General features: G+C 63.5%; 10 protein-coding genes. 6 read left to right on the top strand and 4 right to left on the bottom strand.

Features of this window, described 5'->3' with window-relative positions; all coding sequences use genetic code 11:
- The first annotated feature begins 62 nt into the window (after nt 1–62).
- On the top strand, nt 63–482 hold the full coding sequence (queF, locus tag ACMZ6R_RS02290) for a preQ(1) synthase (RefSeq protein ID WP_416109188.1): 420 nt from the start codon (nt 63–65) through the stop codon (nt 480–482).
- A gap of 18 nt (nt 483–500) precedes the next feature.
- On the opposite strand, the gene ACMZ6R_RS02285 is transcribed toward queF, so the two are convergent.
- Nucleotides 501–749: a hypothetical protein gene (locus ACMZ6R_RS02285; RefSeq protein ID WP_416109187.1), complete on the bottom strand. Its 249-nt coding sequence runs from the start codon at nt 747–749 to the stop codon at nt 501–503.
- A gap of 93 nt (nt 750–842) precedes the next feature.
- On the opposite strand from ACMZ6R_RS02285, the gene ACMZ6R_RS02280 reads away from it, so the two are divergent.
- Entirely contained in the window at nt 843–1,007 is a 165-nt protein-coding gene (locus tag ACMZ6R_RS02280) for a hypothetical protein (RefSeq protein WP_416109186.1), read from the top strand.
- A 123-nt stretch (nt 1,008–1,130) separates the two neighbouring features.
- Nucleotides 1,131–1,289, top strand: coding sequence for a hypothetical protein (locus ACMZ6R_RS02275; RefSeq protein ID WP_416109184.1), 159 nt, complete (start codon nt 1,131–1,133; stop codon nt 1,287–1,289).
- Between the two features lie 182 nt (nt 1,290–1,471).
- Here ACMZ6R_RS02275 and ACMZ6R_RS02270 read toward each other — a convergent pair whose 3' ends face one another.
- Nucleotides 1,472–2,533 (bottom strand): hypothetical protein, encoded by a 1,062-nt coding sequence (locus ACMZ6R_RS02270; RefSeq protein WP_416109182.1) that lies wholly within the window; start codon nt 2,531–2,533, stop codon nt 1,472–1,474.
- A 344-nt stretch (nt 2,534–2,877) separates the two neighbouring features.
- Between ACMZ6R_RS02270 and uvrA the strand changes: the two genes are divergently transcribed.
- Nucleotides 2,878–5,643, top strand: a complete 2,766-nt coding sequence (gene uvrA / locus ACMZ6R_RS02265) for an excinuclease ABC subunit UvrA (RefSeq protein WP_416109181.1) — start codon at nt 2,878–2,880, stop codon at nt 5,641–5,643.
- Between the two features lie 168 nt (nt 5,644–5,811).
- Here the strand turns inward: uvrA and ACMZ6R_RS02260 are convergent, their stop codons facing one another.
- Together ACMZ6R_RS02260 and ACMZ6R_RS02255 are read right to left on the bottom strand one after the other, a co-directional pair.
- Nucleotides 5,812–6,612, bottom strand: coding sequence for a 4Fe-4S binding protein (locus ACMZ6R_RS02260; protein WP_416109179.1), 801 nt, complete (start codon nt 6,610–6,612; stop codon nt 5,812–5,814).
- A gap of 77 nt (nt 6,613–6,689) precedes the next feature.
- Nucleotides 6,690–6,866 carry a nucleoside transporter gene (locus ACMZ6R_RS02255; RefSeq protein WP_416109177.1) on the bottom strand — a complete coding sequence of 59 codons (177 nt, stop codon included), beginning with the start codon at nt 6,864–6,866 and terminating at the stop codon, nt 6,690–6,692.
- 500 nt (nt 6,867–7,366) lie between these two features.
- Between ACMZ6R_RS02255 and ACMZ6R_RS02250 the strand changes: the two genes are divergently transcribed.
- Both ACMZ6R_RS02250 and ACMZ6R_RS02245 read left to right on the top strand, forming a co-directional pair.
- A complete protein-coding gene (locus ACMZ6R_RS02250; RefSeq protein WP_416109176.1) occupies nt 7,367–9,700 on the top strand; it encodes a methyl-accepting chemotaxis protein in 2,334 nt (777 codons plus the stop codon).
- Nucleotides 9,701–9,945: 245 nt separating this feature from the next.
- Complete coding sequence (locus ACMZ6R_RS02245; protein WP_416109175.1) at nt 9,946–12,282, top strand: methyl-accepting chemotaxis protein; 2,337 nt, start codon at nt 9,946–9,948, stop codon at nt 12,280–12,282.
- The last annotated feature ends 24 nt before the right edge of the window (nt 12,283–12,306 follow it).

Raw genomic sequence — 12,306 nt, 5'->3', positions numbered from 1 at the left:
TCCTTTCCTGTCAATCCCGCAATGACCGATCCCGGCCCGACCCGGCCGTCAAGGAGTCCCCGATGCCCGCACCGAAAGACGATGTAAGCACGCTTAAAACCCTCGGCCAGGGGGCGACGCGTTACCCCCGCACCGTTACCGCGTCCCTGCTGGAGACCTTTCCCAACGCCTACCCCGACCGGCGCTACGAGGTGACCTTTTCCAGCGAGGAATTCACGAGCCTGTGCCCCAAGACCGGCCAGCCCGACTTCGGCCGCATCAGCATCCGCTACGTGCCGGGCGCGCGCTGCATCGAGTCGAAATCGCTCAAGCTCTACCTGTTCAGCTACCGCGACGAGGGCACGTTCATGGAGACGCTGACCAACCGCATCCTGGACGACCTGGTGGCGGCCTGCGATCCGCTGGAGATGGAGGTCACGGGCGAATTCGCCGCCCGGGGCGGCATCACCATCACGGTCGCGGCCCACTACGCCCGGAAATGACCTCCCGTCGGCCGGTTTTCAGGGATTGCCCCGGCCGGGGGAAAATTCGGCGCTGCCGAAAATGCGCAGGCCGTCCAGTCCGGCCCGGGACGGCACGGGGCCGGCTTCCTGGCGAAACGGAAACACACAGGTGCGGAAATGACGCGGCAGAATTTTCCCGGCCGGCGCGTCCAGGCTGAGTACCGGTCCAGACGCGTCCCTGGCCGCCCAAACGGGCGCGGCACAGGCGAGAACAAGGGCCAGCAGCAGGGAAAAACGGATTTTCATGGAGCCTCAATAGCCTGTATCGACACGTCTGCAAAGCGCGTGCTCCCTGTGGCATGAAAGCTGCTTTGAAAAAAGCCATCAGGGAGGATGATCATGTTCGCACCAAGCATCCAGTTGGAATACATCAGCTTTTATATTCCAGACGAAGACGTGTGGCGCGAGGAGACCGTCAAGGTTCCGTCCCGCCCCGAAACCGGTCAGGAATGCGCATTCGCGGACGAGGATTTCGAGGCGTTCTGCCGGCGCTCACTCCTCTAAAATATCCCGCTGGCGGAACAGGCCCGCGTGCCTTGGCAGGGAGGGCGGCTTCCGGTTACAAGACGGAAAAAGCGCCTCCGGCGTAATCCGGACGCGCTCGCAACGTCACCAGACGGAGGTCCCATGAAACGCCTGCTCTGCCTGCTGGCCCTTTTGGCCTTTGTCGTGACGGCCATGGGGTGTCCGCCCCCGCGCCGCCACCACCACCCGGTCCCGCCCGCACCGCCGGGCGCGGCCCTGCCCCATCCCGGCCCGGGCCACCCCGCCCCGCCGCATCCGTAAGAGAAACCTTTTGAAGAGTGAACCTGGGGGGAAACCTTTCTGGAGAAAGGTTCTCCCCCCAGGCCCCCCTTCCAAAGACTTTCAACGATAACTACCTGTCACCGTAAAAGTTTTTCGGAGGGGAGAGCGCGAGAGGGGGACCTTTTTTTCAAAAAGGGTCCCCCTCTCGCCCCTCTTTTCCCTCAATAATTCCCATTCCCATAACGCGGCAGGGCCAGATCGCGCTCGGTGAGGAGCCGCGCGGCCAGTTCGCCGCAGTAACCGCATTCCCGGCACTGGTGGCGGCAGCCGTTGGTGCGGTCGAAAAAATCCTCGGGCAAGCCGCTATTGGGCAACAGGAACCGCCCTGAGAGCACTTCCTGGGTATCGAGCAGCCACAGCAGATTTCCGTCGAAGCGGCCTTCCAGATAGGCCCGCACAATGGCGGCCAGATCCGCCGCCGGCCGGGTGCGACCGCAAATCTTCAGATAATCGGCCACGCCCTCCACCTGATGCACATCCTCCGGCCGGACGAACGGCGAGGCGAGCAGGCGCTCCGGATGCTCGAAAAAAGCGCGCAGGCAGCCGAGCTTGCGGTTGAGGTCCGGTCCGGCCGGGCAGGAAGCCAGCCGCGACAGGGCGATGTGGGCGTCGTGGGCATTTTTGTACGGACAGGCGAACAGGCAGCCCTCGTTGGCCATAAGCCCGATGCGCAGGCCGGGATAGCGCTGCCGGGCCTCCCCGGCCACTTCGGCCAGACGAGCCGTATCGCGGTTGATGTCCCGGTCGAGGATCACCGTGCCGGTCGGGCGAAAGTGGGTATCCGTCGCGGCGTCGAGCACCGTGCCCAGCCGCTCGAACCGGTCCAGGCGAAAATTGATGCTCGGGATGGCGGTAAGCGCCCCGGCCACGTCAGGGGCCATGTCGGAAAGGGCCGTGAGCAGATACTGGTCGGCGTAGACGATGCCCGTGATGGCCCCGGCCGCCAGGTACCCTTCGAGCAGCATGACCAGATCGCGCAGCCCGTCACCGGCCAAGAGCTCCGGCGCGTGGAAGCTGGCATTCAAAAGCCCCAGGCGCGGCACGTCGGGCAGCGCCCGCAGCCCCTCGGCCAGACCCTCCGGCGTGACCTCCCCCGCCCCGGGCAAGCGGGCATCCGGCGTATCCTGACCAAGACGAAAATAGACGGCGGAAATGGACGGCGCATTGGCGGCGAGCAGGGCCGCGTATGCCGGATCAGGCAGAAAGGGAACCTCGAAACGCATGGGGCACTCCTTGCCGCGCCTCATAGCCCGCCCCGGGCGCGACAATTTCGCTATAATGTGAACAGTCGTTAACGGCAACCCAATTCGTTATGAAAAGAACAAGCGGGAGGGAAAATCCTTTAAAACGGGAAGGCTCCCTCTCTCACAAGTTCCTTTTCCTCAATTTCTTAAATTAGTTAAAGTGAAAATTAAGCAACAATCCATTTTCCATCGGAAGTCTTTGCAAAGGGGGTCGGGGCAAAACCTTTCTTGAAAAAGGTTTCCCCCGGCGCGCCTCGCAGGCCTTGCCTTTGTCCCATTCGGGCTTATGTTGCCTGCTTGCCGCGACGGCTTTTGGAGGCATGATGACCGAGGCTCCCCGTATCCACATTGAAGGCGCCCGCCAACACAATCTCAAGAACCTTACCCTCGATATCCCCCGCGACAAGCTGGTGGTGGTGTGCGGCCCGTCGGGGTCCGGCAAATCCACCCTGGCTTTCGACATCGTCTACGCCGAGGGCCAGCGGCGCTACGTGGAATCGCTTTCCGCCTACGCCCGGCAATTTCTGCCCCAGATGGACAAGCCGCAGGTGGACAAGATCGAGGGGCTGTCCCCGGCCATCTCGCTGGAGCAGCAGACCGCCACGCGCAATCCCCGCTCCACCGTGGGCACGGTAACAGAAATTTACGATTTTCTGCGCGTTTTTTTCGCGCGTCTAGGCAAGTCCCATTGCCCCAAGTGCGGCAAGCCCATCACCGCCCGCACCGCCGACGAGATCATAAGCGATGTGCTGGCCTTTCCCGAGGGTTCGAAGATCCTGCTTCTGGCCCCCCTGGTCGAGCACCAGAAAGGCACCCACGCCGATCGGCTGGGAAAGCTCAAGAGCCAGGGATTCGCCCGGGTGCGTATCGGCGGCACGGTGGTGCCGCTGGAGCCGTTGCCGGAGCTGGAGAAAAACAAGCGGCACACCATCGACCTGGTGGTGGACCGGCTGGTGGTGAAAGACGGCATCCGCTCACGCCTGTCGGATTCGGTGGAGCTGGCCCTGGCTCAGGGCGACGGCCGGCTCATCGTGGCCGACCACGAGGGCAAGGCGGCCGACCGGATTTTTTCCACGGCCTCGTCCTGCGCCGACTGCAAGATCAGCGTGCCCAAGCCCTCGCCCCAACTCTTTTCCTTCAACAGTCCCCAGGGGGCCTGTCCGGCCTGCTCGGGCCTCGGCACGGTGGACTATTTCGAACCGGCCCTGCTCGCCCCCAACAAGGGCCTGTCCCTGGCCGAAGGCGGCATCCTGCCCTGGAAAAGCGAACGCGCCCTGGCCCGCTACGCCCGCCGTCTGGAGAACCTGGGGGCGCGCCACGGCTTCACCCTGCAAACGAAGCTCGGCGAGTTCTCCCCCGAAGCCCGGCAGGCGCTTTTCTACGGCGACAAGGAATTCGGTTGGGACGGCGTGGTCCATCTGCTGGAGCACGGCCAGTCCTTCGGCTCGGTCTGGCGCGACGAGCTGGCCCGCTACCGCCAGTCCATGCCCTGCCCCACCTGCTCCGGGGCGCGGCTGCGGCCGGAATCCCTGGCCGTGCGGGTGGACGAAAAAAACATCGCCGAATTCTGCGCCATGCCCATCGACCGGGCGCTTCAATGGCTGACGGGCCTGGCTTTTACCGGCTCGGAAGCGCTCATTGCCGAACCGCTGCTCAAGGAGCTCAACCATCGCTTGAAATTTCTTTCCGGCGTGGGGCTCGAGTACCTGTCACTGTCGCGCAACATGGCCACGCTCTCCGGCGGCGAGGCCCAGCGCATCCGTCTGGCCGGCCAGCTCGGCTCGGGCCTCGTCGGCGTCACCTACGTCCTCGACGAACCGAGCATCGGGCTCCATCCCCGCGACAACGACCGCCTGCTCGGCACGCTGCGCCAACTCCAGGGACGCGGCAACACCGTGCTCGTGGTGGAGCACGACGAGGCCACCATCCGGAGTGCCGACCACATCATCGAGCTTGGCCCGGGATCGGGGCGGCTTGGCGGCGAGATCGTCTACCAGGGGTCCGTCGCCGGCATGCTGGCCGACAAGGAATCGCTTACCGGCAAGTACCTGCGCGGCGACGCCGTCTCGCCCCGGCCCGAGACGCGGCGCAAGGGCAAGGACGCCCTTGTCCTGCGCGGGGTGACCACCAACAACCTCAAAGGCATCGACGCGGAAATCCCGCTGGGCTGTCTGGTCTGCGTCACCGGCGTTTCCGGTTCGGGCAAAAGCTCGCTGGTCATGGACACGCTCTATAAGCACCTGGCCCTGGCCAAGGGCATCAAGGTGGACGCGCCCGGGAGCATCGGCGGCATCGAGGGGGCCGAGCTGGTGGAGAAGATCGTCAGCATCGACCAGACGCCCATCGGCCGCACGCCGCGTTCCAACCCAGCCACCTACACCAAGGTCTTCGACGAGATCCGGAACATCTTTTCCACCACCCCGGACGCCAAACGGCGCGGCTTCAAGCCCGGCCGCTTCAGCTTCAACGTCAAGGGCGGACGCTGCGAGGCCTGCGGCGGCGACGGCCAGATCCGGGTGGAAATGCACTTTCTGCCGGACATCTACGTCACCTGCGAGGTCTGCGGCGGCCTGCGCTACAACCGCGAGACCCTTGACGTCCGCTACAAGGGCCTCAACATCGCCGAGGTGCTGGACCTGACCGTGCGCCAGGCGCGGGAGTTTTTCGAGAACTATCCGGTGCTCGACCGGCGGTTGGCCGTGCTCGAAGAGGTGGGGCTGGAATACCTGCGCCTGGGCCAGCCGGCCACCACCCTTTCCGGCGGCGAGGCCCAGCGCATCAAGATTTCGCGCGAACTCGGCAAGCGCAGCCTGCCCGGGGCGCTCTACATCCTCGACGAGCCGACCACCGGCCTGCACATGCAGGAGGTGGGCAAGCTGATCCTGGTGCTGCACAAGCTGGTGGACAAGGGCGCGAGCGTGGTGGTCATCGAGCACAACACCGACGTCGTGGCGGCGGCGGACCACGTCATCGACCTCGGTCCCGGCGGCGGCGAGGCCGGCGGACGCATCGTGGCCCAGGGCACGCCCGAGGAACTCATGGCCAACCCGGAATCGGTGACCGGCAGATTCCTGCCGGGTGGAAAATAAAAAAATGGGGGGAAACCTTTCTGAAGAAAGGTTCTCCCCCCAAGCCCCCTTTCCAAAGACTTTTACCGATAACAGCCTGTCACCGTTAAAAGTTTTTAGGAAGGGAGAGCGCGAGAGGGGAACCCTTTTTTCAAAAAGGGTTCCCCTCTCGCATTCTCTTTCCCCTTCCTAAACAAAATACTCCGGCTCTTTCCTGTCCTTGCAGTTGGTGGCCAGACGCGTGGCGATGGCCTGTATGGATGCGTCGGTCATCACCCGGGCTCCGGTCGGACAGCCCTTCACGCAGGCGCAGCAGCGGATGCAGGCCGCCTTGTCCGTGACCACGCCGCTGTCTTCCAGATGCACACAGCCCACGGGGCAGGCCGTGACGCACTGGCCGCAGCGCTCGCATTCGTCGGCCACGGTCTCCGGGGCAAGGCCGCCCGTTGTCGCGCCATCCCGGTACGGCATGTTTCCCGGCACGAGCAGCGGGTCCATGGCCGCAGTTCCTGGCGCGGCGGCCAGCTTGGCGGCCACGGCCTGGCCGAATTCCCGGGCCAGGCCCAGATCGGCCGCGTCCGGGCGTCCCACGGCAACCGGCGCGGCCGGGGTCGAGAAGGAATGCTCGCCAATGAACGCGCCGGCCCCGACCGGAAAAAAGCCGAGTTCCACGGCCAGGTTGGACAGTTCCAACAGCGCGTCCTCATAGGCCCTGTTGCCGTAGACAACGACCAGCACGGCCGGGCCGCCCTTGCCCTGCAACGGGCGCAGACGCCGCACCGCCTCGGCCGGCAGCCGGCCGGCATAGACCGGCGAGCCGATGACGGTCAGCACGCCGCTGCCGCAGACTCCCTGCGCCTGGGCCTTCGGCCGCGTCAGATCAAATCTTTCGGCCTCGGGCCAGCCAAGGCCCTGGGCAATACCCTCCAGAACCTTTTGTGTGGTCCCGGTCGGCGAGAAAGAAAATAACTTCGCCGCATCGATATGCATCGTTCCCTCCGCGCCTCCGTGGCGCACCCGCCAAGTTGCCCCGTCCTCCGATCGGACCGGGCAACCGACCCGCCGGGTTACAGATCGTCCTTGTCGTCCTTGTCGTCCTTGTCGGTCTTTCCGGTCATCCAATAGTCGATGGGATTGCTCTTGCCCGGATGGCGGTCCCGGTAATTCTTGGCCCGCCTGTTGAAATACAGCAGAATGACGAAGCCGAGGGCAATAAAGACGAGCAGGAAAGCGCCGTTGCTCATGAGGGCCTCCTGGATGAGGGGACAGGTCGCGCGTGAGGCATGTGTTTGTCATTTTCTAGCGCAGCCCGCCCCCCCTGTACAGCCCGACGCGCTCAGCGCCATGCGGACGTAGCCGCCCTTGTCCAGAAGCCGGACCAACGCACTCTTCCCCGGACCATCGCGCCAGTCCCCACCCGCCCGATGTGATATTTCTCCCTGCCGCAGGCGAAATTACTGTCATTTTTGTTCAATCATTCTTCTTTGGGTGTCTTACGCCACCATGACAGCACACTGGGAAAAATCCATACGGAACTTTGGGCTTTAATCTTCGAAGGACTTCCGGTAATTGGAAGACAATACTTTACCCAAAGAGCGTTTCGCTAGGACATCCACATTTATAGAATGCACTATATACCAGTGCCACACGCAGTGTGAGGCCCCACGACATGTCCCCATAATTTTTTTTCCTTTGCAACCGATTAGGAATTGATATTCCCCCTGCTAATCCAAGGAGGTCGGCCATGCGCCGCATCGGCATCAACGCTGTCCTGACCGTTGCCGTCATTCTTTCGCTTTTTGCCGGCATCGCCGCATTGATCGTGTACGTCTCCGTATCGACGTTTTCCATTTCAACAACATTGGAAAAAAACGCCCTCCAGCAATCGGCGAAAAGCACGGCCGATGTCCTCGGGATGTTTATCGAAAACACGAAGGATGCCACTGAGAATCTCGCCATCCTGCCCGTCATGATCGAGGCCCTGAACGGTTCTCCGGAACGCGCCCGCAATTTGTTTAAAATTTATATCAACAATTCCGATACGTTGAACGCATCCATACTCATCGGAACCGACGGCAAGCCCGTGGCCGGCGAGATCAAGGGCGGCAGTGCCCTGGCCTCCTCGTATGCCGACAGAAACTACTTCAAGGCCGTCATGGCGGGCCAGAAGGAGTTCGTCAGCAATAAGATCGTCAAGGGGAAGAGCAGCGAGGCCATGATCTTCGTTGTGGCCCACGCCGTGAAGGATGCCAGTGGCAAGACCGTGGGTGTGGTCATCCTGTGCCCGGATTGGCTGAAATTCACCAAGAAATACATCGATCCCGTCCGATTCGGGAAAACCGGTTACGGATTCATTTACGACTCCGAGGGCTATACCATCGCCCATGCCCTGGACAAATCACGGATTCTTTCCACGACGATCGATCGGAACCGGGGACAGCAAGCGGCGCGGCTTAAAAACGGCATCATCGATTACAAGTACAAGGGCGAAACAAAGTACATGGCCGTAGCCGAGGTTCCCCAGACGGGCTGGACGGTCTGCATGTCCGCCGCGGAATCCGAGATGTCGAACCTGGCCGCCGGACAGCGCAACATCCTGATTTTGGTCGGCGCGATCGTGCTGCTTGTCGTCGCGGCCGTCATCATCGTCTTCAACAAGCTGGTGGTGCTCTCGCCGCTGACGGCCATCGGCCGGTTCACCGAAAAGGTCGCCAAGGGCGATCTGACCGCGCGTCTCTCCGGAAAATTCCGGTTCGAGCTGGCCGAACTGGCCCAAAACCTCGAGGGCATGGTGGCGGAACTCAAAAACAAACTCGGCTTCTCCGAGGGCGTCATGAAGGGCATTCCTACCCCCTGCGGCATCGTGGCCCCGGACTGCAACGTCCTCTGGGTCAACGACCACCTGTGCCGGCTGCTGGAAAAACCCGGGACGCCCGAAAGCTACAAGGGACAGCGCTCGGGGCTGTTCTTTTTAAACGACGCCGCCAAGGAGACCTGCTCCGACAGAGCCATTCACGATCGCCGCGTCATCGCCTCCGAAAACGAGTACGTCACCCCTTCGGGCAAGAAGCTGCACATCAATGTCATCAGCACGCCCTTTTACGACATGGACGGCAACATACTCGGCTCCATCTCCTTTTGGGCCGACCAGACCGAAACCTACGAGCAGCAGCAGCGCATCGCCGCCCAAAACGCGCTGATGGCCGACGCCGCTTCCAGGGCGGCCGTCACCTCGGACCGCATGGCCTCGGCCTCGCAGGAACTCTCGGCCCAGATCGAACAGGCCAACCAGGGAGCCCAGGAGCAAAACAACCGCGTCCAGGACACGGTCACGGCCGTGGAAGAAATGAACGCCACCATCCTAGAAGTGGCCAAAAACGCCGGCGACACCGCCCAGGGCGCCCAGACCGCCCGGGACAAGGCCCGCGAAGGCGCCGACCTCGTGGTCCAGGTGGTCGCCGCCGTGGGCACGGTCAGCGAGGCCTCGGCCAAGCTCAAGATCAACATGCGCGAGCTTGGCGAACAGGCCCACGGCATCGGCGCCGTGCTCGGCGTCATCTCCGACATCGCCGACCAGACGAACCTGCTCGCCCTCAATGCCGCCATCGAGGCCGCCCGGGCCGGCGAGGCCGGACGCGGCTTCGCCGTGGTCGCCGACGAAGTGCGCAAGCTGGCCGAAAAGACCATGCACGCCACCAAGGAGGTCGGCGAGGCCATCATCGGCATCCAGCACGGCACCTCCGAGACGGAACACATGATGGACGAGGCGGCCAAGGCGGTCGGGCAGGCCACCGCCCTGGCCGAACGCTCGGGCACGGCGCTCACCGAGATCGTCTCCGTGGTCGAGTCCGCCGGCGATCAGGTCCGGGCCATCGCCACCGCCGCCGAACAGCAGTCGGCCACCTCGGAGGAGATCAACCGCTCCATCGAGGCCATAAGCCGCATCGCCGCGGAAACAGCCGACGCCATGGGACAGTCCGCCCAGGCCATCACCGAAATGGCCGCCCAGGCTGAAAGCCTGAGCGCCCTGGTGGCCGAGATCGGCGGTTCCGGCGAAACGGCCGCCCTGCCAGGATAACGCGATCGGACGCCGCTCACGACGCCCGCGCGGTCCGGTTCGCACGGATCGCGCGGGCGTTTTCCTTTCCCGGGCCGGGCTGCCGCACGCGAGCTTGTCTTTCCGTGTCATTATTCCGTTTACCATTGCCCCCATTGCCACGGTTCACTGTTTTCGGATACATTTCCATTCGTTTTGCAACGAGGAACGATCCCGTTCCAAGAACGTGGCACAAGTCCTCACGACTTCAGTTCCGGGAGGCATCCATGCGCAGGGGCAGCGTCAATACGGTTCTCACCTTGCTTGTGGCCGGCTTTGTGCTGACCGCCGTCCTGATTCTGGTGATCTATGTTTCCCGTTCCTCCCACCGCATGGCCACCGACCTTGAGCAGGCTTCCCTGATCCAGATGGCCAAGTCCTCGACCCGGACCCTGGAACTCTATCTCCAGGACGCGGCCGATGTGGCCGGGGCGCTGGCCACCCAGGACGCGGTGGTGGCCGGGCTGTCCGGTGATCCGAATCGAGCCAAGGAACGCTTCCGCAACTACATCGAAAGTTACGGCAACTATTGGGCCATCTTCGCCTTCGACGCCAAGGGCATGATCGTGGCCGGGTTCAACGCCGCCGGCAAGGACATGGCCGGCGGCAACCGGGCCGACCGCAGCTATGTGCGGGGCGTGCTCGGCGGCAAGGACATGGTCTTCACCAACAAGATCCTGAGCGCCCGTAGCGGCGATACGCTGATCTTCGTCGTGGCCAAGGCCGTGCGCGCCAAGGATGGGAAACTCCTCGGCGGCGTGGCCGTATGCCCCAAATGGAACTTCTTCACCAAGGATTTCATCGATCCCCTGCGCTTCGGGCATCGCGGCTACGGATTCGTCGTCGACGCCTCGGGCGTCATCATCGCCCATGCCACGGACAAGAGCGTCCTGCTGCAAAACCTGTCGGACCAGCCCTTCATCCGGCAGGCCCTGGAGCAAAAAAACGGCCTCGTCTCCTACGAATGGAAAGGCGAACGCAAATACATGGCCGTAAGCCAGGTGCCGGCGACGGGCTGGCTGGTGTGCATGACCGCCTACGAATCCGAGATGACGGCCCTGGCCACCAGCCAACGCAACATGCTGCTGCTCATCGGCGGCCTCGTCCTGGTGGCGGTGGTCATCGGCATCTCCCTGGCCAACCGGGCTCTGGTGCTGCGGCCGCTGGCCGCTGTGGAACGGTTCACGGAAGCGGTCACGGGGGGGAATCTGCAGGCCACTCTCGACGGCACCTTCCGCTTTGAGCTGGCCCATCTGGCCGCCAATCTGCGCGGCATGGTGGCGGAGCTGAAAAACAAGCTCGGCTTCGCCGAAGGCGTCCTCAACAGTTTGCCCCTCCCGGCCACCATTCTCGATGCGGATCGCAAAATTCTCTGGGTCAACCAGCATTCCTGCGACCTGTTGGAGAAAAAGGACCCGCCGGCGTCTTACGTGGGCATGACCTCGGGGCAGTTTATTCTGGGCGACAGCCAGAAAAGCCCGATCGTCGACAAAGTCGTCACGGAAAAAATCAAGATCGCCACGACCACGGACTTGGCCGCCCCTTCCGGAAAGACCTATCATATCGCGGTGGACGCCTCGCCTATCTACGACATGGATGGGAACTTTCTTGGCGGCATGGTCTTTTGGACCGATATGACCGCCATCAAGCTTCAGCAACAACAGATCGAAGCGCAAAATGCCGCCATCTCCGACGCCGCTTCCAGGGCGGCCGTCACCTCGGACCGCATGGCCTCGGCCTCGCAGGAACTCTCGGCCCAGATCGAACAGGCCAACCAGGGAGCCCAGGAGCAAAACAACCGCGTCCAGGACACGGTCACGGCCGTGGAAGAAATGAACGCCACCATCCTGGAAGTGGCCAAAAACGCCGGCGACACCGCCCAGGGCGCCCAGACCGCCCGGGACAAGGCCCGTGAAGGCGCCGACCTCGTGGTCCAGGTGGTCGCGGCCGTGGGCACGGTCAGCGAGGCCTCGGCCAAGCTCAAGGTCAACATGCGCGAGCTTGGCGAACAGGCCCACGGCATCGGCGCGGTACTCGGCGTCATCTCCGACATCGCCGACCAGACGAACCTGCTCGCGCTCAATGCCGCCATCGAGGCCGCCCGGGCCGGCGAGGCCGGACGCGGCTTCGCCGTGGTGGCCGATGAAGTGCGCAAACTGGCCGAAAAGACCATGCACGCCACCAAGGAGGTCGGCGAGGCCATCACCGGCATCCAGCACGGCACGTCCGAGACGGAACGCATGATGGACGAGGCGGCCGCAGCGGTCGGGCAGGCCACCGCCCTGGCCGAACGTTCGGGCGCGGCGCTCACCGAGATCGTCTCCGTGGTCGAGTCCGCCGGCGATCAGGTCCGGGCCATCGCCACCGCCGCCGAACAGCAATCCGCCACCTCGGAGGAGATCAACCGCTCCATCGAGGCCATAAGCCGCATCGCCGCGGAAACCGCCGACGCCATGGGACAGTCCGCCCAGGCCATCGCCGAAATGGCCGCCCAGGCCGAAAGCCTGAGCGCCCTGGTGGCCGAGATCAGTGGTTCAAGCGCCCAGACCGCCCTGCCGGCCTGACCGGAGCCCGCGCCGTAAAGGAAA

This window comes from Solidesulfovibrio sp. C21 (genome assembly GCF_047785625.1).
In the GTDB taxonomy this organism is placed as follows: Bacteria; Desulfobacterota; Desulfovibrionia; order Desulfovibrionales; family Desulfovibrionaceae; genus Solidesulfovibrio.
The sequence above is the reverse complement of the archived record's forward strand: the minus strand, read 5'-3'. Positions and strand labels throughout refer to the sequence as shown.